This window comes from Mycolicibacterium tokaiense (assembly GCF_010725885.1).
In the GTDB taxonomy this organism is placed as follows: domain Bacteria; phylum Actinomycetota; class Actinomycetes; order Mycobacteriales; family Mycobacteriaceae; genus Mycobacterium; species Mycobacterium tokaiense.
Genome location: NZ_AP022600.1, coordinates 5,520,713 through 5,541,002, shown reverse-complemented (window position 1 = coordinate 5,541,002; position 20,290 = coordinate 5,520,713). Strand labels below are relative to the sequence as shown.

The window sequence follows — 20,290 nt, the reverse complement described above, 5'->3', positions numbered from 1 at the left end:
TCAGTCCGCCTGATCGACATCGCCGCCTGCTCCCTTCGTCCGCACACACCAAACGCTCAGTTTTACTGATCGCTTCTGCGCGTTCTGTTGCGCGTTGTGAGCGATCTTCTCATGATCGAGGCATGCGTTATCCATGTCACACCGGTTGGTTGTCGCAGCCGTGACCATCACCGCCACCGCCGAACTGGTGACCGCGGCCGCCGCCGCCGCAACTGCCGTCCCGGCCTTCAACGTGATCACCCTCGAACACATCGAGGGCATCGCCGCCGGTGTCGAACAGGCCTGCGCCGCAGCCATTCTGCAGATCAGTGAGAACACCGTCGCCTTCCACGGCGGACGCGTCGCCCCGCTGTTGGCGGCGTGCGCCCAGATCGCGGCACAGTCTTCGGCGCCCCTGGCCATCCACCTGGATCACCTGCAGGACATGGCCCTGGTCCGCGAGGTCATCACCACCGGCGTCGCACTCGGTGCCTCGTCGTTGATGATCGACGCCGCGCACCTGCCCTACGCGGACAACGTGCACCGCACCCGCGCGGTCGCCGGAGATGCGCACGCCGCCGGACTGTGGGTCGAGGCCGAGTTGGGTGAGATCGGCGGCAAAGGTGGCGCCCACGCCTCCGGTGCCCGCACCGATCCCGACGAGGCTGCCGCCTTCGTCGCGGCGACCGGGGTCGACGCCCTGGCCGTGGCCGTCGGCAGCACCCACGCGATGACCACGCGCGCAGCCCAACTGGACCACGATCTGATCGGCCGGCTGGCCGGGTCCGTCAGCGTCCCGCTGGTGCTGCACGGATCTTCCGGGGTGTCCGATGAGCAACTCCGGCGTGCCGCGCAGCGGGGGGTCCGCAAGATCAACATCGGCACCGCGCTCAACGTCGCGTTCACCGCCGGTGTGCGAGAGGCGTTGGGCGACAACGCCGATCCACGGCCCTATCTCGCGGCAGGCCGGGACGCGATCACGGCCACCGTGGCGCAGCTGTGCCGGGCCGTCGGTGCCGCAGCGGTCGGTGAGGTGGGTGCGCGATGAGCCCGACGTCCCTGATGAACCCCCTGCTGCAGACCATCCACCGGCACAAGGCCGGTGAGCCCGTCGGGGTCTACTCGGTGTGCTCGGCGCACCCCACCGTGGTGGAGGCCGCGATCGATCAGGCGGCCGCCGACGGCTCCTACCTCCTGATCGAGGCGACGTCGAATCAGGTCGACCAGTTCGGCGGCTACACCGGCCTGCGTCCGGCGGACTTTCGCGACCGGGTTCTCGACATCGCCGACCGCCGCGGTTTCGCCCGGGGACAGGTGGTGTTCGGCGGTGACCACCTGGGCCCCAACCGATGGCAGGGCGAGCCTGCGGAGGACGCCATGGCCAAGGCCGAGGACCTCATCGCCGCCTACGTCGAAGCCGGCTACACCAAGATCCACCTGGACTGCAGCATGTCCTGCGCGGACGACCCCGACACCCTGACCGACGAGACGGTGGCGCAGCGGTCGGCCCGGCTGCTGCGGGTGGCCGAAAGCACGGCGCACCGCGCCGGATTGCCCGGGCCGGTCTACGTCATCGGCACCGAGGTGCCCGTGCCCGGGGGAGCGCACGAGACATTGCACGGACTGACCCCCACACCGGCCGCGCACGCCCGCCGCACCCTGGCGGCCCACCGGTCGGCATTCGCGGAGGTGGGGCACGATGACGTCTGGCCGCGGGTGATCGCGCTGGTGGTGCAGCCCGGGGTCGAGTTCGACCATCTGGCCGTGGTGGACTATCAGCACAGCGCCACCGCCGAGCTGCGCCACGTCCTCGATGATCAGGACAACCTGGTGTTCGAAGCCCACTCCACGGACTATCAGCGCCCGGCCCAACTGCGCGAACTGGTCGAAGACCACTGGGCCATCCTGAAAGTGGGGCCCGGCCTGACCTTCGCGATGCGAGAGGCGCTGTTCGCGCTCGCCGACATCGAGTCAGAACTCGTCCCCGCGACCCGGCGGTCCAACCTCGTCGAGGTGGTGGAGCGCCAGATGCTGGCCGACCCCACCTATTGGCGGGGCTACTACCACGGCGACCCGCTGACGCAGCGCACCGCGCGCCGGTACAGCTACAGCGACCGGCTCCGCTACTACTGGCCGGACGCCGAGATCGAGGCGGCTCGGGAGACCCTGCTGGCCAATCTGCGTGGCACCGGGATACCGATGCCGCTGATCAGCCAGTATCTCCCCAGCCAATACGACCGAATACGGGCCGGCGACCTTCGACCCGATCCGCAGGACCTGGTGATCGACCGGGTCCGTGACGCCCTCCGTCCCTACGCCCTGGCCTGCCTGAACACTGGAGTCGCCCGATGAACCACTCTGTCGTACCCGCCCAAGTAGACGGCGGCGCAACCATTCTGGAAATCGGGCAGCAACCCGAGGCCTGGCGGGAGCTCGCCGCGGGGATCGACGACACGGCGCACAGGTTCCTGCGCGAGGTCACCGCCGCGCCCGGGCTGCGGGTCATCCTCACCGGTGCGGGCAGTTCCGCCTTCGCAGGCACCATCGTCGCTCCGGCACTGCGCCGCCACCTGAACTGCCGCGTCGAAGCGATCGCGACCACCAGCATCGTCGCCGGCCCGCTCGACCACCTCGAACCTCACACCCCGACCCTGCTGGTCTCGTTCGCCCGCTCGGGTAACAGCCCCGAGAGCCTGGCCACCACCGCGCTCGCCGACGAGATCGTGGACCGGGTGTGGCATCTGGTCCTGACCTGTGACCGGGACGGTCAGCTCGGCCGCGCCCACGCCGGGCGCGCCGATTCGCTGGTGCTGTACATGCCCGAGCGCACCAACGATGCCGGATTCGCGATGACCTCGAGCCTGACGTCGATGATGCTCGCGTGCCTGCTGACGCTGGCGGGCACCGCCCCCGCAGCGGTCGACGCGCTGGCCCGGGCGGCCCAGTCCGTGATCGACCGCAGAGCCGACATCCGCGCCCTGGCGCAGGCGAAGAAACAGCGGTTCGTCTATCTCGGCAGCGGACCCCTGGTGGGGCTGGCCCGCGAATCCGCCCTCAAACTCCTGGAACTGACTGCGGGGGAGGTGGTCACGTATTTCGACTCTCCGCTGGGTTTCCGCCACGGCCCCAAATCGGTGCTCGACAGTGACACCCTGGCGGTGGTCTACCTGTCCACTGATCCGCACACCCGGCGTTACGACCTGGACATGGTGGCCGAGATCCGCGGCCAGCTGGGCAGCGAGAGTGTGGTGGTACTCAGCACTGAGCCGGTGCCGGCGGCAGCCGGAGATGTCGTGGTGCTGCCCGGACTCGAGGGCCTCGACGACTCCACCGTTGCGGTGGCCTATCTGGTGTTCGCCCAATACCTGGCCCTCTTCACCTCGCTCGAATACCACAAGACGCCGGACAATCCCTTCCCTTCCGGCGAAGTGAGCCGCGTCGTCAAGGGTGTCACCATCTACCCGATGGAGCGGTGAGCAGCCATGGCCCGCTACCTGGGAGTCGACGGCGGAGGTTCCAAGACCGCCTTCGCGCTCGTCGATGACGACGGCCGGACCCTGGCCCGCGCAACCGCGGCCAGCTCGTACTACTTCGCCAAGGGTTTCGAGGTCGTGGAACAGGTTCTGCGCCAAGGGGTCTCCGACGTGTGCGCGGCGGCGGCGATCTCGGCCGCCGACATCGACTTCGCCTTCTTCGGGCTGCCCGGTTACGGCGAGGCCAGTGCTGATCTGGCACAGCTCGACGCAGTGCCCGCACAGGTGCTCGGACACCACCGCTACCACTGTGACAACGACATGGTGTGCGGCTGGGCAGGGTCACTGGCCGGCGAAGACGGCATCAACGTCATCTGTGGCACCGGGTCCATGACCTACGGCGAACGGCTCGGAGTCGGGCGCCGGGTCGGCGGCTGGGGCGAGCTGTTCGGTGACGAGGGCTCGGCCTACTGGGTTGCCACCCAGGGTCTCAACACATTCAGCCGGATGAGCGACGGCCGGCTGGTCAAGGGTCCGCTCTACGGCCTGCTGCGCGAGCGGCTGGAATTGGCCGGCGACCTGGACGTGGTGGGCCTGGTGATCGAACAGTGGGAGGGCAACCGGGGCTCCATCGCCGCGCTGGCCACCACGGTGTGCGAGGCGGTGCGCCACGGCGACCAGGCGGCCGCCAAGATCATCACCACGGCGGCAGCCGAATTGGTCCAGCTGGTCGAGACCACCCGCACTGTCGTCGGATTCACCGAATTCGACCGGATCCCGGTGTCGTACTCCGGCGGGATGTTCACCGACACCGGCTTTCTCCACGCTTTCCGGCAGGCCCTGGAGCTGCTGCCCGCCAAGTACGACCTGCAGCCTCCCATTCTCGATCCGGCCGCCGGGGCTGCCCTCTACGCGGCCAAGCGGGCGGGTCATCCGCTGACCTCCGCAGCCGTCCACCAACTACAGAAGAGGTCGTCATGACCACCGCATCGACCACCGGAAGGCGCAGCTGGATCTTCTACGCGGCGCTGCTCATCCTGTTCTGGGGCGTGTGGGGAGCGTTCTCCGCGCTGCCCGCCACCTGGTATGGCTACCCCGACGAGATGATCTACAGCATCTGGGCGTTGACCATGATCATTCCCGCCGCGTTCATCCTGCGCGGGCAGAAGTGGGACCGCCGCCCGGCCGCCACCATCTACGGCCTGCTGATCGGGCTCACCGGAGCGGGCGGCCAACTCGTGCTCTTCCAGGCGCTGACCATGGGGCCGGCCTACCTGATCTTCCCGATCATCTCGATCTCGCCGGCGATCACCGTCGTGATGGCGATGGTGCTGCTGCGCGAACGCATCTCACCGCTGGCCGTCGTCGGCCTCGTCCTGGCCCTCGCCGCCATCGTGCTCTTCACGATCACCGGTGGTGAATCCGACGAATCCTCCGGCCCGTGGCTGCTGCTGGCGATCCTGATCTGCGTGGCGTGGGGGGTGCAGGCCTACTTCATGCGCAAGACCGCGACCATCGGGGTCAACGAAGCCACCACCTTCGGCTGGATGACGATCAGCGGGTTGCTCCTGATTCCCGTCGCGCTCATTTCGCTCGGCGGCCTGCCGACCGACTTCCCGTGGCAGGCACCGGCACTGACGGCAGCCACCCAGGTGCTCAACGCGGCCGGCGCCCTGTTCTTGGTGATGGCGCTGGCCAGAGGCAAGGCCGCCATCGTCGCGCCCACCACCAATGCCCTGGCACCCACACTCACCGTGATCATTTCGTTGATCGCCTACCAGACTCTGCCGAGCCCCTACGGCGCCATCGCCATCGTGCTGGCGCTGGTCGGGTCGACGCTCATGGTGTACAGCGACGAAAAGCGTGGCGAGGCACCCACACCCGCGGTCGGCGCATCCAGGGAGCACGTCCGATGAAACCCAGCATCGTCATCATCGGAGCGGGCAGTGTGGAGTTCACCCGCGAACTGCTCGGCGACATCTTCTCTTTCCCCGAGCTGGGCTCGGTACGGGTGGTACTGCACGATATCGACGCCGAGCGCCTGGAGACCGCCGAAGCCATCACCCGCGCCACCGCCGCGCAGACCGGGGCCACCCCCGAGGTGGTCGCCTCCCTGGATCGCCGCCGGGCCCTCGACGGCGCGAACTACGTCATCAACGTCATCCAGGTCGGCATGCACGACGCGACCGTGCGCGACTTCGAGATCCCCGAGAAGTACGGCCTGCACCAGACCATCGGCGACACCATCGGCATCGGCGGGGTGTTCCGCGGACTGCGCACATTTCCGGTGCTGGACGGCATCGCCCGCGACATGCTGGAGGTCTGCCCGGACGCGTGGCTGCTGAACTACACCAACCCGATGGCCATGAACGTGACCTATCTGCACCGGGTGGCGCCGCAGCTGAAGGTGCTCGGGTTGTGCCACTCGGTGTACTGGACCATGGTCGGCCTCTGCGAGATCGTCGGCGTGCCCTACGACGAGGTGAGTTACTGGTCGGCCGGGGTCAATCACCAAGCGTGGGTGCTGAAGTGGGAGCGGGCCGGCCAGGATCTCTACCCGCTGCTGGATCAGCGCATCGCCGCCGACCCCGAACTGCGCCGACGGGTCCGGGTGGACATGTACCGCCGGCTCGGTTACTACCCGACCGAGACCAGCGAGCACAGCAGTGAATACGTGCCGTGGTACTTGCGGCACCCCGAGGAAGTCGAGCGGCTGCGGCTCAATGTCGGTGAGTACGTCGACATCAGCGCGGCCAACCTCGCCGAGTACGCTCGCGTGCGGTCCGAGCTGGAACACGGGCGAACCCTCGAGATCGACACCAGTTCCACCGAATACGCCCCGCAGGTCATCCATTCCCTGGAGACCGGGACGGTGCGGGTGATCTCCGCCAACGTCGCCAACGATGCCCTCATCACCAATCTGCCGGGCGGGCTGGCCGTCGAGGTACCGACCGTGCTCGACGCCCTGGGCGCGCACCCGATGAAGGTGGGCGACCTGCCGGCCCAGTGCGCCGCGCTGAACCGCAACTTCCTGGGTCCGGTGGATCTGACGGTGCAGGCCGCACTCGACGGCGATCCGCGGCTGGTCCGGGCGGCGGCCATGGTGGATCCCAACACCGCGGCCACCCTGACCGTCGACCAGATCTGGCAGCTGTGCGACGAATTGACCACCGCCCACGGTGATCTGCTACCCGAAGCCCTGCGTGTCCCCTCAACGAAGGAGTTCTGACTGTGAAACGCTCACGCCTTCTCGCCACCCTGGGGGCCGTGGTCGCCCTCGCCGCGTCCGCCTGCGGCGGCGGTGGTGACTCCTCGTCATCGGGTCCCACCGAGATCGCCGTCTGGCACGGCTTCCAGGACACCGAGGGCACCGTCTTCAAGTCCCTGGTGGACAAGTACAACTCCGAGCATCCCGATGTGGAAATCTCTGAGCTCTATTCCAGCAACGACCTGGTGCTGCAGAAGGTGCTCACCGCGGTCCGCGGCGACAGCGCCCCCGACGTGGCGTACATGTTCGGCTCCTGGTCCCCCAACATCGCGGCGATCCCGCAGCTGGTGGACATGTCCTCCTACGTCTCCGAGCCGGCGTGGCAGTGGGACGACTTCTACCCGGGAGAGCGCGCCGCGGCCACCGTCGGCGACAAAGTGGTCGGGGTGCCCGCGCTGGTGGACAACCTGGCGATCGTCTACAACAAGCAGCTGTTCGCCGAGGCCGGTATCGAGCCGCCCAGCGCCGACTGGACGTGGGACGACTTCCGCTCCGCCGCAGCCAAACTGACCGATCCTTCCAAGGGGCAGTACGGCTGGCTGATCCCCGCCGACGGCAGCGAGGACACGGTGTGGCATTACCTGCCCATGCTCTGGGAGGCCGGCGGCGACATCCTGACCGACGACAACGAGCGGGCGGCGTTCAACTCCGAGGCCGGCGTCGAGGCGCTGACGACGCTGCAGCAGATGGCCGTGACCGACAAGTCGCTGTACCTGGACACCACCAACGAGACCGGGCCCAAGCTGATGAACAGCGGCAAGGTCGGGATGTTGATCACCGGTCCGTGGGATCTGAGCTCGCTGTCCGACATCGAGTACGGGGTGCAGGTGATGCCCACCTTCGCCGGCTCGTCCGGGGGACATCAGACCATCTCGGGCCCGGACAACTGGGTGGTGTTCGACAACGGCGACGAGCGCAAGCAGGCGGCCGTCGACTTCGTGCAGTGGCTCACCGCCCCGGAGCAGGTCAGGGAATTCTCCCTGGGCACCGGCGATCTGCCCACCCGGGCATCCGTGGGTGAAGACCAGGCGTTCGTGGCCGAACTCGACAAAGGCCTGCCCGGTGTCGGGGTGTTCGTGGAGAATCTCGGCAATGTCGAGAAAGCCCGGCCGACGGTCGAGCAGTATCCGGCGATCTCCGAGGCCCTGGGCCAGGCCATCGTGTCGGTGCTGCTCGGTGAGCAGCAGCCCAAGGAGGCACTGGACGCCGCGGCGCAGACCGCCGACGACGCACTGGCAGGCAAGTAGCGCCGGATGACGACCTTGATGAGCAGGCTCGGCCGCTCGGACACCGTGAGCGGCTGGGCGCTGGTCAGCCCCGCGGCGCTGCTGATCGGTGTCTTCGGGCTGCTGCCGGTGCTGATGTCGCTGCAGCTGTCCTTCCAGGATTCGGACCTGTTGTCGGACAGGACACCCTGGGTGGGCTTCGACAACTACCGCAAGCTCGCCGAAGACCCGATGTTCCTGGAATCGGTCAAGCACACCATCGTCTACACCGCGTTGTTCGTGCCCGGCACCATGCTGGTGGGCCTGCTCATCGCCGCCGCGATGAACCGCTCCCTGCGGTTCATCTCGGTGTACCGCACCGCCGCCTACGTCACCATGGCGGTGTCGACGATCTCCCAGGGCATCATCTTCCTGTGGCTGACCGACCGCGACTACGGACTGGTCAACGCCGGGCTCAACGCCGTCGGTCTGCCGTCCCAGCCGTTCCTGGCCTCCCCGTCGCAGGCGCTGTTCGTGATCGTGGCCATGACGATCTGGGGGTGGACCGGGTTCTCGGTCATCGTGTATCTGGCCGCCCTGCAGGGGGTCCCGGCCGAGCTGCACGAAGCAGCCGCCATCGACGGCGCCTCGGCGGCCACCCGGTTCCGCACCATCACGGTGCCGCTGCTGGGGCCGGCCAACCTATTCCTGGTGGTGTGGCTGACCATCAATGCCCTGCAGTTGTTCGACGAGGTGTACGCCACCACCCGGGGTGGTCCCCTGCGAGCCACCACCGTGATCGTCTACTACCTGTGGGACCGCGCCTTCGTCCAGTTCGATGCGGGCTACGCCGCCGCCATGGCCTATGCGCTGTTCGTGGTGATCCTGGTGATCACCGGCATCCAGTTCCGCCTCGCTCGCAGACATGTGCACTACTCATGACCGACCAACTCACCGCCCCCGCCACACCGGCCGTCGAGCCGGTGCCCGCACCTGCCCCTCGCCGGCGGCGGCTGAAGCTGCCCTTCAGTCCCTGGCACCTGGTGCTGATCCCGGTCTCCTTCATCCTGCTGGTGCCGCTGCTGTGGATGTTGGTCACGTCACTGGAGACCGAGGGGGAGGCCAACCGCTTCCCGCCGGTGTTGTTCCCGGAGAGTCCCCGGTTCGAGAACTACTCCGAGGCCTGGGCCGCAGCGCCTTTCGGCCACTTTTTCCTCAACAGCCTCACGGTCACAGCAGTGGTCCTGGTGAGCAACCTGCTGGTGTGCAGTCTTGCCGGCTACGCCTTCGCCCGGGTCCGGTTCCTGGGCCGCGGCGCGCTGTTCGTCACCCTGATGGCCACGTTGATGGTGCCGTTCCAGGTCACCATGATCCCGGTGTTCCTGATCGTGAAGTGGTTCGGTGACACCGTGTGGGAGGGCCTGGGCATCGACCACCTGGGCGCTCTGATGCTGCCCAATCTGGCCACCGCCTTCGGGATCTTCTTCCTGCGCCAGTTCTTCATGACCGTGCCGGTGGAACTCGAGGAAGCCGCCCGCGTCGACGGCACGTCCCGACTGGGGGTGCTGTTCAAGATGGTGCTGCCGCTGTCGTTGCCGGCGCTGTCCACGCTGGCCGCCTTGACGGTGCTGACGTCCTGGAACGACTTCCTGTGGCCGCTGATCGTCATCACCTCCCAGGACCAGATGACGGTTCCGCTGGGACTGAGCTACTTCCAGGGAGCGCACCGGGTCAAGTGGCCACTGTTGATGGCGGCCAACGTGATGAGCCTGCTGCCGATGCTGCTGGTGTTCATCGGTGCGCAGAAATACTTCGTTCAGTCGGTGGCCAGCACCGGCATCAAGGGTTGAGGGGAAAGCCGTGGCAGCAGTCGAGTTCCGTGATGTCACCCGCAGTTTCGGCCGTGACCTGGTAGCGCTGGAGAAGCTGAACCTGACAGTGGCCGACGGGGAGTTCCTGGTCCTGGTCGGTCCGTCGGGGTGCGGGAAGAGCACCGCACTGCGGCTGCTGGCCGGCCTGGACACCCCGACGTCGGGCGAGATCCGCATCGGCGGGGACGTGGTGAACCACCTCTCGCCAGGGGAGCGTGACATCGCGATGGTGTTCCAGAACTATGCGCTGTACCCGCACATGTCGGTGTACAAGAATTTGGCTTACGGCCTGCGCCAACGCAAGACGCCGCGGGCCGAGGTGGACCGGCGGGTGCGCGACACCGCGGAACTGCTCGAGATCACCGACCTGCTGGATCGTAAGCCCGGCCAGCTCTCCGGTGGACAGCGGCAGCGGGTGGCGATGGGCCGCGCGCTGGTGCGCCGGCCGCAGGCCTTCCTGCTCGACGAACCGCTGTCGAACCTGGATGCCAAGCTGCGCAACCAGGTTCGCGGTGACCTCAAGCGCCTGCACCGGGAGTTCCCCGTCACCTCCATCTACGTCACGCATGACCAGGTGGAAGCGATGACGCTGGGGGACCGGTTGTGCGTGATGTCCAAAGGCACGGTGCAGCAGATCGGCACCACCGACGACATCTACAACCGCCCCGCCAACACCTTCGTGGCGGCGTTCATGGGTAGCCCTCCGATGAACCTGATCCCCGCCGAGGTCACAGACGGGATCCTGCACATCGCCGGCGCGGCCGTCGGGCCGGTGGCTGAACCGGACGGTCCGGTGACGGTGGGTGTCCGGCCCGAACACCTCGAGACGCGGTTCGGTGCGTTCGACGACGGGGCAGTGACGGCCCGGGTGGACGTGGTGGAGCCGCTGGGTAGCCATGCCCTGGTGACCGCGCTGGTGGGTGAGACCCGGGTGATGGTGCACGCCCCGGCGGGCACCGATCTGCCGGCCGGTGCCACCATCGGTCTGGTGCTGCCGCCGGAGCGGACCTACTTCTTCGATGCGAGCACGGGGGAGTCCAGGCACAGCCGCCAGCCCGTGCGCCTGTAGCGGCTTCACTATCCTCGAGGGGGTGTTCTTCTTCCTCTTCGGTTATGGCGTCAAGCAGAAGTCCCTGGGGACCGGCGAGACGCGCACCTGCCCGCGCTGCCACAACACCACGGTCTGGCAGCGGATGGAGGAGTTCAAACAGTTCACGTTGTTCTTCGTGCCGGTGGCGCGCTGGAAGAGGCGTCGGCTGGAGGTCTGTGGGATCTGCCGAGCGGCAGTGGCTGTGGATGCGGGGGTGTGAGGCCGTGCCCACACCCTTCGAAGTGCACGAGTCCGGTGCGTACCTGCACGGCACCAAAGCCGAGCTGGCGGTGGGCGATCTCCTGGTTCCGGGCCGGGAGTCGAACTACGAGCCCGGCCGCATCATGAACCACATCTACCTGACCCAGACCCTCGACGCCGCGGTGTGGGGTGCGGAGCTGGCCCCGGGGGACGGGCGTGGCCACATCTACCTCGTCGAGCCTCTGGGCCCCATCGAGGACGACCCCAACGTGACCGACAAGAAGCTCCCGGGCAATCCCACCCGGTCTTACCGCAGCAGGCAGCCGGTGCGCATCGTCGGCGAGATCACCGACTGGGAGGGACATTCCGCGCAGCAGCTGCAGGCCATGCGTGACGGACTGGCGGAGCTGCGCCGCCGCGGCGAGGCCGTGATCTACGACTAGGGCTCGCCCTCCATCTCGAGATAGGCGTCGCGGCCGGCCAGGCTGACCGCCACGTCGGCGATCAGCGGGTCGAAGAAACGCTGCCGGTACAACGGATCCACCGATGTGCTCACGGTGAAGTACAGCCCTGACAGCACGGCGACGAACAGTGAGGTGTGCACCAGGGTCTGCGGGACGGGGACGTGGATACCGAACCATGTTCCGGCGCAGGGTGGTTCGCCCACCGGGCAGCTCTGCTGCGAAGACCACAGCACGGTGACGTCGTCGGGCACGGCGATGATGCCCAGCGCCAGGAAGAACACGAAGATGCCGGTGGTGAAGAAGACCACCTGGATGGCCTGCGACACCACCATCACTGCGACGACGTTGAACTGCTCGGCACGCGAGAGCGGTGTGCGCTCGGGCGGCACCGGGCGGACCACGCCGTCGGCGAACGGCGTGCCCACCAGCAGCGTCGACGGATCGCTGTGTTCGGACCGGTCCTCGCGCAGCGCCCGCACCTCGTCCCGGATGGTGGTGACCATGAACAGCAACGCCACCAGCGACAGGAATCCGATGGTCTGCCAGAGTCGTTCGCGGCTCATCCGGGCGGCGAGCTGCCACAGCTCACCGGTGAAGTACACCACGACCACCAGCATCAGCACCGGTAGCGCCCGGCTCATCAGGTTGCCCAGCGCGCCGAGTTGCACCGAGGCAAACCGCAGTGCCCACAACGCGATCGACCCGAAACCGAGGTAGGTCAGCCAGATGGTCAGCAACGTCACCACCAGGAAAGCGGGTACCTCGGCCAGCGCCGCTGCCGACCACCCGTCGACGGCCAGTGGCATCACGACGACGTACATGGCCATCACCGCCAGCGCTGCGGTGCGGCGGCCCCGTTCGGATGCGGCGGTGTCGCGCCGGTGCAGGATGTCCAGCACGAAGGGTGCCGCCACGAGCACGACGGCGATGACGGCGAGACGGGTGACGTAGGCGTAGTCATGGGTGTCGCCGGTCAGATCGGCCAGCAGCATCATCACCGCGGTCAGCGCTCCCACCCCGGCCACCGCGGGTGCTGAACGGGTGATGAGCGCGTGGGAGCGCACGCGCCGGGTCAGCACCAGTGGAAGGCCACGCTGCAGGAACCAGTCGTGCACGCGCTGCATGTCAGGCACGGTCACAGTGTCTCAGCGTGACGCGGTGAAGGTGCGGTATCGATCGCGGGCCACCATCGTCAGCCGCAGATCCTCCACCAGCGGGTCGAGGAACCGGGACCGCTGGTCGGCATCGGCCACCGCACGGGCGCTGATGTACATGAATGTCAGCGCTCCGAGGAACATGGTGATCTGGATCAGCGACTGCGGCACCGGGATCGTCATCCCGAGGAACGTGCCGTCCGACGCGCCGTCGCGGGTCCAGGCCGCCAGCAGTTCGGGGCTCAGCAGGATCAGCCCCAGCACGAAGAAGATCATCGCGGTCACCACGGCAACGGTGAGGACCTGCACGATCTGCGAGAGTGCCAGCACGATACCCACGTTCATCCGCTCGGCGCGAGACAGCGGCACCCGGCGTGGGCGGTCCGGCATGTGCTCGAACGGCGTGCCGGTCAGCGTGGCGGCGTCCTCGGCCTTTTTCGCGTCGGGGTCGAGAATGGGGCGCACCCGGTCCAGGGTGCTTGACACCAGGAACACCGCGGCCACCGCGAACAGGAACCCCAGGGCCAACCAGAGTCGCGCGCGGCTCACCAGTGCGGCCATCAGCCAGACGTAGGTGTTGAAGAACACCAGCACGGTCAGCAGCACCACCGGCAGTGCCCGGATGAACAGGTTGCCCACCGCGGCCAGGTTCTGCACCGTGACGCGCGCAGCCCACCCCAGGATGGAACCCAGACCTGTTGCAGTACAACCGAATATCAGCGCCAGCACCACGGTGTCGAGCGCCAGGTTGACCGGGTCGCGGGGGCTCAGGCCGCCCAGGATGGCGCCGGCGTAGATGATCAGCACCGACACCGCGGACGCCGCCGTGCGTCCCCGCTGTCCCAGTCGCGAGACCGCCCAGCCCACCACCGCGGCCACCGGCAACACCACCAGCAGCAGGCCCAGCACGAACCACTCGGTGCGGGTGGGCGCGCCGTCGATGTCGATGGTGTGCTGACCGGTGACCATCACGATCAGCACCGAATTGGCCATCAGCACCGCAAAACCGGCCAGCGCGGGGGCGGAGCGGGGCCAGACGCGCCGAGCGAGCGCGCCCGGGCGCAGTACCGCGGGCAACCCGTGAGCCAGGAACCAGCGTTCGGCGGCGTCGCGCTCGCCGCTCATACCGGAACTCCGAAGCCGCCGCGATTGCTGACCGGCTTGCCGTCTTTGATCACCGCCAGGATGTTCTCCGGCTTGCCCACGGCGTCGATGTCGGCCAGGGGGTCGCCACGTACCACCACCAGATCGGCCAGCTTGCCTGCCACCACCGAGCCCAATCTGTCAGCCACCCCACACAATTCGGCCGCCGTGCTGGTTCCTGCGACGATGGCCTGCAGCGGGGTCAGCCCGCCGAAGCGCACCAGCAGACCCAGCTCGGCGAGATTGGTGCCGTGGTCGGGGGACAGTCCGGCGTCGGTGCCCACCGCCACCCGGACCCCGGCCGCCACCGATGCCGCAATCGAATCGTGGGCCATCGCATGCCATTTTGCGCTCTTGGCGGCGCCCTGCGGTGATGCGGTCACCGGCGTCATGGTCTCCAGCAGCGTCGGCACCAGGAACGTTCCCTGGTCCACCATCTGAGCGCGTAGTTCGTCGTCGAGTTCGTAGCCGTGTTCGATGCTGTGCACCCCGGCTTCGACAGCGGCGCGGATACCGGGGTAGCCGATGGCATGGGCGGCCACCGGCCGGCCGCCGTAGTTGCGACCCTCTTCGACGATGGCGGCGATCATCTCCCGGCGCATGCCGAGCCAGGACGGGTCGTCATTGGGGGAGGACACCCCGCCGCTGGAGGCGACCTTGATGACGTCGGCGCCCGCGCGGATCAGCTCCCGGGTGCGCAGCCGCGCGGCGTCGACGGTGTCCACCAGCGATGCACCGATCAGCGGCCCCAGGTTCAGGCCCGACGGGAGGTGGAAATCGGCATGCCCGGACGTCTGCGACAACATCTCGACCGCGACCAGCAATCGGGGGCCCACGATCAGTCCGTCGGCCACCGCGTCGCGCACCCCGGGGTCGATGCCCATCAGGTCCCTGGCGGTGGTCACCCCGTTGCTGACGGTCACCCGCAGCCGCTCGAGCAGCCGGAACATCTCGTAGGAGGGCGGCTTCAGGGCGTGCTCCAGGGGTGAACCGGAGGCGCCCGGCAGCGCGAAGTGCACGTGGCAGTCGAAGAACCCAGGGCACAGCGTGTTGGCGCCCAGATCCACCCGGGTCACGGCGGCCCCGGTGTAGTCGGCCTCCGGTCCGGCCCAGCTGACGGTGCCGTTCTCCACCAGCACCGCCGCCTGCGGAACGGGGTCGGCGCCGGTGCCGTCGATCAGTGTCGTGTTGTGCAGCAGGTAAGCGTCCATGTCGGGCATTACTGCACCACACAACCGCCCGTCAGGTGGGCCACCCAGCCGATCCGGCCCGGCCCTCTCTAGGCTGGTCCCATGCACAGGATCATCGGGACCGAGGTCGAGTACGGCATTTCCTCGCCGTCCGACCCGACCGCCAATCCGATCCTCACCTCCACCCAGGCGGTCCTGGCCTATGCCGCGGCCGCCGGAATCCAGCGGGCCAAGCGCACGCGATGGGACTACGAGGTCGAATCCCCGCTGCGCGACGCCCGCGGTTTCGACCTGAGCCGGGCCTCGGGTCCGCCGCCGGTGGTCGACGCCGACGAGGTGGGCGCGGCCAACATGATCCTCACCAACGGTGCCCGGCTCTACGTCGACCATGCGCACCCGGAGTACTCGGCCCCCGAGGTCACCGACCCGATGGACGCCGTCATCTGGGACAAGGCCGGCGAACGGGTCATGGAGGCCGCGGCCCGCCACGTCGCCAGCGTGCCCGGTGCGGCTCGGCTGCAGCTCTACAAGAACAACGTCGACGGCAAGGGCGCCTCGTACGGCACGCACGAGAACTACCTGATGAGCCGCCAGACGCCGTTCTCTGCGGTGATCGCGGGCTTCACGCCCTTCCTGGTGTCCCGGCAGGTGATGACCGGTTCCGGGCGGGTGGGCATCGGACCCTCGGGCGACGAGCCTGGTTTCCAGCTGTCCCAGCGGGCCGACTACATCGAGGTCGAGGTCGGTCTGGAGACCACCCTCAAGCGGGGGATCATCAACACCCGCGACGAGCCGCACGCCGATGCCGACAAGTACCGCCGCCTGCACGTCATCATCGGCGATGCCAACCTGGCCGAGACGTCGACCTATCTGAAGGTCGGAGCCTCCAGCCTGGTACTGGACCTGATCGAAGAAGGCCCCCAGCACGGGTTGGACCTCTCCGACCTGGCCCTGGCCCGGCCGGTGCACGCCGTGCACGTCGTCAGCCGTGACCCGTCGCTGCGGGCCACGGTGGCGCTGGCCGACGGCCGCGAGTTGACTGCGCTTGCGCTGCAACGCATCTACCTGGACCGGGTGGCCAAGCTGGTGGACAGCCGCGACCCCGATCCCCGCGCGTCGCACGTGGTGGAGACCTGGGCGCATGTCCTGGACCTGTTGGAGCGCGACCCGATGGAGTGCGCAGACCTGCTGGACTGGCCGGCCAAGCTGCGGCTGCTCGAAGGGTTCCGCAACCGGGAGAACCTGGCCTGGTCGGCGCCGCGGCTGCACCTGGTGGATCTGCAGTACTCCGATGTGCGCCTGGACAAGGGCCTCTACAACCGGCTGGTGGCACGCGGTTCCATGCAGCGGCTGGTCACCGAACAGCAGGTGCTCGATGCCGTGGACAACCCGCCGACCGACACCCGGGCCTACTTCCGTGGGGAATGCCTGCGCCGGTTCGGCGCGGACATCGCCGCGGCCAGCTGGGACTCGGTGATCTTCGACCTCGGGGGCGATTCGCTGGTGCGCATTCCCACCCTGGAGCCGCTGCGGGGGAGCAAGGCACATGTCGGTGCCCTGCTGGATTCTGTGGACAGTGCCGCCGAACTCGTCGAACAACTCACGAATTAGTGTCGGAAGCGCCCTAGCTCCGGGCATGACGGGTGTCAACCGGTAGTGTGGAACCACCTAGTTAGAGGAGGCAGCGATGGCTCAGGAGCAGACCAAGCGTGGCGGTGGCGGCGGCGATGACGACGACCTCACCGGCAGCACGGCCGCGGGCCAGGAGCGTCGCGAGAAGCTGACCGAGGAAACCGACGACCTGCTGGACGAGATCGACGACGTCCTGGAGGAGAATGCCGAGGACTTTGTGCGGGCATACGTCCAAAAGGGTGGCCAGTGACCTGGCAGTTCCCCGACCGCCTGACCCCCAGTTCCCTGACCTCGAACCTGTCGTCGTTCACCGACCATCTGCAGCGCGAAGCGCCCCACCTGCTGCCCACTGTGGGGGCGCAGCAGACCGGTAGCGGTGCCGACCTGCCGCACGGCACCACCATCGTGGCGCTCAAGTATCCCGGCGGCGTGCTGATCGCCGGCGACCGCCGGGCCACCCAGGGCCACATGATCGCCAGCCGCGACGTGCAGAAGGTCTACATCACCGACGACTACACGGCCACCGGCATCGCGGGTACCGCCGCCATCGCCGTGGAGTTCGCCCGGCTCTACGCTGTCGAGCTCGAGCACTACGAGAAGCTCGAAGGTGTTGCGCTGACGTTCCCGGGCAAGGTGAACCGGTTGGCCACCATGGTCCGCGGCAATCTCGGTGCGGCCCTGCAGGGTTTCGTCGCGCTGCCGCTGCTGGTCGGTTACGACCTCGACGCCCCCGATCCGGTGGGCGCCGGACGGATCGTGTCCTTCGACGCCGCCGGCGGACACAACCTCGAAGAAGAGGGCTTCCACTCGGTTGGTTCAGGGTCGCTGTTTGCGAAATCGTCGATGAAGAAGCTCTATTCGGGGGTCACCGACGCCGAATCCGCGCTGCGGGTGGCCGTCGAGGCGCTCTACGATGCCGCCGACGACGATTCGGCCACCGGCGGTCCGGACCTGGTGCGCGGTATCTATCCCACCGCGGTCACGATCGGTGCCGAGGGCGCCGAGGAGATCCCCGAGGCGCGGATCGCCCAGCTGGCCCGCGAGGTGATCGCAAACCGTTCGCGCACAGACACTTTCGGACCCGACGCCGGTGAGGCCCCAGTTTCATGAGTTTCCCGTATTTCATCTCGCCCGAACAGGCGATGCGCGAGCGCAGCGAGCTCGCCCGCAAGGGCATCTCGCGCGGCCGCAGTGTGGTCGTGTTGGCCTATGCCGACGGTGTGCTGTTCGTGGCGGAGAACCCGTCGCGGTCCCTGCAGAAGGTCAGCGAGCTCTATGACCGAGTGGGCTTCGCCGCCGTGGGCCGATTCAACGAGTTCAACAACCTGCGCAGCGGGGGCATCCGGTTCGCCGACACCCAGGGCTACGCCTACTCGCGGCGTGACGTCACCGGCAGGCAGCTGGCCAACGTGTACGCCCAGACCCTGGGCACCATCTTCACCGAGCAGGCCAAGCCGTACGAGGTGGAGCTGTGTGTGGCCGAGGTGGCCCACTTCGGCGAGACCAAGGCCCCCGAGCTCTACCGCATCACCTACGACGGATCCATCGCCGATGAGCCGCATTTTGTCGTGATGGGCGGCACCACCGAGCCCATCGCCACCGCGCTGAAGGACACGTACGCGGAGAACGCCAGTCTCGGTGATGCCGTGAAGATCGCGGTCAGCGCCTTACAGGCCGGCACCAACGGCGAACAACGCACCCTCGGCGCCTCGACGCTCGAGGTGGCGATCCTGGACGCCAACCGGCCCCGGCGTGCGTTCCGTCGCATCACCGGGGCCGCACTGGATGCGCTTCTGCCGCAGGACGACTCGCCTCAGGACGAGTCACCCGCGTAGTTCTACCGTTGTGGCGGCGTCACCCCGCCACCTTCAACTGCTCCCACTCGCCGGGGATGACAGTCAGGATGTTGTGCCAGGCGTCCGACGGTTCGTTGATCACAGCACTGTGGGCGTCCGGACCGGCCATCAGGCTGCCGTCCAGGCGCCGGCCGGTCTGCAGGCGGACCACGCCGGGCATCGAATCCGGGTCAGCGCCGTGCGGGCTCAGCGCCATGCCTTGCACCAGCTCGATCCAGTCGCCGGGGGCGGTCATCGAGAACCGTCGCACGTCCGGATTGCGGTTGTGCCAGTCGCTCGGATCATCCACGCCCACACCGCTTCCGGCGGCCGCAACATAGAGTGTGCGATCCGCGGTCAGGCCCAGCTGCTCGGCGGTGCCGAGGATGGAGCCCCCATAGGAGTGTCCGATGTAGGTCACGGGGACGTCTGGGCCCACCGTCCGCGCGACGTCCTCGCTGAAGGCCGCCAGTCGCGGCGCCATCTGCAGCGCGTAGGTGGGTTTGCCGGCGTCGAGCACGCCGGCGGCCAGCTCGCCGGTGGGAAACGGGCCGCCGAGATAGGTCACCATCGCCACGTCGCCGTGCCTGGCGGTGACGAAGCGGCGGGCGGTCTCGGTGTCGGCCGCCGACGTCTCGATCGTGGTGTTCAGGCCGGGGACGAGCACGCCGACCGCGCGGGCCTGATCCAGGTCGCCGAGCAGTTCGATGAACGACGACCGCTGCGGGTCGAACCCGATGATCTGCCGGTCACCGGACAGCAGGCTGGAGTAGAAGTTGATGCGCGCGTTGGCTTCCCGGTCGTGGGTGGCGACGATGGAGGCACGCACCACCGGGTCGCTGTGGGCGGCCAGCCACACCCGCTCGGCACTGCCGGTGTCCAGGCCCAGGCCGGCGGCGAACATGCGGGCGATCTTGTCTTCCTCGGGGAGGTCGACGATCCGGCGCTGGGCCAGCACGGCGTCGGCAATGTTGATCCGGTTGGCCTGCATGCGCAGGTCCCAGGGCACACCATCGGTGTTGCCGACCTGGCTCGGTTCGGCGTCGATCAAGCTTTGGCGCTGCTGCGGTGACATCGCGGCCACCTGCTCGGCGATGCGGTCCTGGCTCATCGCGGTCCAGGCGCCCACCACCTCCGCCGGGGCGAGGTCGGTGGCCCCGGCCGGGAAGGTGGCTTCCGGTTGCCCACCGCTGAACACCAGGTCGATCCGGGCGGCGGTGTCGCGGTCGGCGGCCCCGAGCCGATCCAGGGCGTCGTGCAGCTCGCCGGTCGATTCGATTGCCCGCCTGGCCATCATGAGCTCACCGGCCGACTCGCCGGCGAACAGTCGCAGCAGCTCGGGCAGCTCCGCCGGGGCGGTCACCGTGCCGTCGTCGGCCACCGCGTAGCCCTCGGAGACCGCGGCGTCGGCCAGGGACAGCACCGTCGCTCTGGCGTCGGCGATCAGCCGGGCCCCGTCGCGGGCGGCGGCCGCCGCCGCGATCAGGGCCCGCGCGGCCTGGCGGGCCGGGGCGGTGACCGCCTCGGCGTGCGCGCGGGCTTTCTGGGCGGCCGAACCCACCCAGAACTCGCCGGTGCCGACGGTCGTGCGGGCCACCTGCTCCAGGTGGATCTGCACTTGGCCGGCCGCCCGATCCCATGCCTGAGCCAGCTCGGAGAGCGAATCCGGGTCCCAGACGCGGGCTTCGCTGAGGGTGGGTCGAGGCGCCATGGCGCATGCTGGCAGCTGCGGCGGCAGACGCGCCGACCGCCATCCACAGGCCGCTGCGCAGGAGAACAAGTAGT

General features: G+C 68.2%; 20 protein-coding genes. 16 read left to right on the top strand and 4 right to left on the bottom strand.

The window, feature by feature from the left end:
• Window positions 1-133: 133 nt before the first annotated feature.
• The 12 genes from G6N58_RS26730 to arr are packed head-to-tail and all read left to right on the top strand — an operon-like array spanning window position 134 to window position 11,530.
• Window positions 134-1,027: a class II fructose-bisphosphate aldolase gene (locus tag G6N58_RS26730; protein ID WP_232068015.1), complete on the top strand. Its 894-nt coding sequence runs from the start codon at window positions 134-136 to the stop codon at window positions 1,025-1,027.
• Window positions 1,024-2,331 (top strand): D-tagatose-bisphosphate aldolase, class II, non-catalytic subunit, encoded by a 1,308-nt coding sequence (locus G6N58_RS26725; protein ID WP_170314365.1) that lies wholly within the window; start codon window positions 1,024-1,026, stop codon window positions 2,329-2,331. The genes G6N58_RS26730 and G6N58_RS26725 overlap by 4 nt, the downstream gene beginning before the upstream one ends.
• Entirely contained in the window at window positions 2,328-3,455 is a 1,128-nt protein-coding gene (locus tag G6N58_RS26720) for an SIS domain-containing protein (RefSeq protein ID WP_115280818.1), read from the top strand. The genes G6N58_RS26725 and G6N58_RS26720 overlap by 4 nt, the downstream gene beginning before the upstream one ends.
• A 6-nt stretch (window positions 3,456-3,461) precedes the next feature.
• Window positions 3,462-4,433 carry a BadF/BadG/BcrA/BcrD ATPase family protein gene (locus tag G6N58_RS26715; protein ID WP_115280819.1) on the top strand — a complete coding sequence of 324 codons (972 nt, stop codon included), beginning with the start codon at window positions 3,462-3,464 and terminating at the stop codon, window positions 4,431-4,433.
• Window positions 4,430-5,368, top strand: a complete 939-nt coding sequence (locus tag G6N58_RS26710) for a DMT family transporter (RefSeq protein WP_163908443.1) — start codon at window positions 4,430-4,432, stop codon at window positions 5,366-5,368. The genes G6N58_RS26715 and G6N58_RS26710 overlap by 4 nt, the downstream gene beginning before the upstream one ends.
• Window positions 5,365-6,681, top strand: coding sequence for an alpha-glucosidase/alpha-galactosidase (locus G6N58_RS26705; protein WP_115280821.1), 1,317 nt, complete (start codon window positions 5,365-5,367; stop codon window positions 6,679-6,681). Before G6N58_RS26710 ends, G6N58_RS26705 begins: the two co-directional genes overlap by 4 nt.
• A gap of 2 nt (window positions 6,682-6,683) precedes the next feature.
• Window positions 6,684-7,967, top strand: a complete 1,284-nt coding sequence (locus G6N58_RS26700) for an ABC transporter substrate-binding protein (RefSeq protein ID WP_115280822.1) — start codon at window positions 6,684-6,686, stop codon at window positions 7,965-7,967.
• 6 nt (window positions 7,968-7,973) lie between these two features.
• Entirely contained in the window at window positions 7,974-8,867 is an 894-nt protein-coding gene (locus tag G6N58_RS26695; protein WP_115280823.1) for a carbohydrate ABC transporter permease, read from the top strand.
• A complete protein-coding gene (locus G6N58_RS26690; protein ID WP_115280824.1) occupies window positions 8,864-9,775 on the top strand; it encodes a carbohydrate ABC transporter permease in 912 nt (303 codons plus the stop codon). The genes G6N58_RS26695 and G6N58_RS26690 overlap by 4 nt, the downstream gene beginning before the upstream one ends.
• 10 nt (window positions 9,776-9,785) lie before the next feature.
• Window positions 9,786-10,865, top strand: coding sequence for an ABC transporter ATP-binding protein (locus tag G6N58_RS26685; RefSeq protein ID WP_115280825.1), 1,080 nt, complete (start codon window positions 9,786-9,788; stop codon window positions 10,863-10,865).
• 22 nt (window positions 10,866-10,887) lie between these two features.
• Window positions 10,888-11,106, top strand: coding sequence for a zinc-ribbon domain-containing protein (locus G6N58_RS26680; RefSeq protein WP_115280826.1), 219 nt, complete (start codon window positions 10,888-10,890; stop codon window positions 11,104-11,106).
• Window positions 11,093-11,530 carry an NAD(+)--rifampin ADP-ribosyltransferase gene (arr, locus tag G6N58_RS26675; protein ID WP_115280827.1) on the top strand — a complete coding sequence of 146 codons (438 nt, stop codon included), beginning with the start codon at window positions 11,093-11,095 and terminating at the stop codon, window positions 11,528-11,530. Before G6N58_RS26680 ends, arr begins: the two co-directional genes overlap by 14 nt.
• Here arr and G6N58_RS26670 read toward each other — a convergent pair.
• Genes G6N58_RS26670 through G6N58_RS26660 form a run of 3 tightly spaced genes read right to left on the bottom strand, consistent with a single transcriptional unit; the run spans window position 11,527 to window position 15,059 of the window.
• Window positions 11,527-12,675 (bottom strand): hypothetical protein, encoded by a 1,149-nt coding sequence (locus G6N58_RS26670; RefSeq protein ID WP_115282035.1) that lies wholly within the window; start codon window positions 12,673-12,675, stop codon window positions 11,527-11,529. The genes arr and G6N58_RS26670 overlap by 4 nt on opposite strands.
• A gap of 21 nt (window positions 12,676-12,696) precedes the next feature.
• The gene (locus G6N58_RS26665; protein ID WP_115280828.1) at window positions 12,697-13,830 is read right to left on the bottom strand and encodes a hypothetical protein; all 1,134 of its coding nucleotides are present in this window, start codon (window positions 13,828-13,830) and stop codon (window positions 12,697-12,699) included.
• Window positions 13,827-15,059: a metal-dependent hydrolase family protein gene (locus G6N58_RS26660; RefSeq protein WP_115282036.1), complete on the bottom strand. Its 1,233-nt coding sequence runs from the start codon at window positions 15,057-15,059 to the stop codon at window positions 13,827-13,829. Before G6N58_RS26660 ends, G6N58_RS26665 begins: the two co-directional genes overlap by 4 nt.
• An 81-nt stretch (window positions 15,060-15,140) precedes the next feature.
• On the opposite strand from G6N58_RS26660, the gene dop reads away from it, so the two are divergent.
• The 4 genes from dop to prcA all read left to right on the top strand — a co-directional run bounded on the left by dop (window position 15,141) and on the right by prcA (window position 18,505).
• Entirely contained in the window at window positions 15,141-16,649 is a 1,509-nt protein-coding gene (gene dop, locus G6N58_RS26655; protein ID WP_115280829.1) for a depupylase/deamidase Dop, read from the top strand.
• Between the two features lie 76 nt (window positions 16,650-16,725).
• Window positions 16,726-16,920, top strand: a complete 195-nt coding sequence (locus tag G6N58_RS26650) for a ubiquitin-like protein Pup (RefSeq protein WP_068917438.1) — start codon at window positions 16,726-16,728, stop codon at window positions 16,918-16,920.
• Window positions 16,917-17,780 (top strand): proteasome subunit beta, encoded by an 864-nt coding sequence (gene prcB, locus G6N58_RS26645; protein ID WP_115280830.1) that lies wholly within the window; start codon window positions 16,917-16,919, stop codon window positions 17,778-17,780. The genes G6N58_RS26650 and prcB overlap by 4 nt, the downstream gene beginning before the upstream one ends.
• Entirely contained in the window at window positions 17,777-18,505 is a 729-nt protein-coding gene (prcA, locus tag G6N58_RS26640) for a proteasome subunit alpha (protein WP_115280831.1), read from the top strand. The genes prcB and prcA overlap by 4 nt, the downstream gene beginning before the upstream one ends.
• A 19-nt stretch (window positions 18,506-18,524) precedes the next feature.
• On the opposite strand, the gene G6N58_RS26635 is transcribed toward prcA, so the two are convergent.
• Entirely contained in the window at window positions 18,525-20,216 is a 1,692-nt protein-coding gene (locus G6N58_RS26635) for an alpha/beta hydrolase (protein ID WP_115280832.1), read from the bottom strand.
• Window positions 20,217-20,290 lie beyond the last annotated feature (74 nt).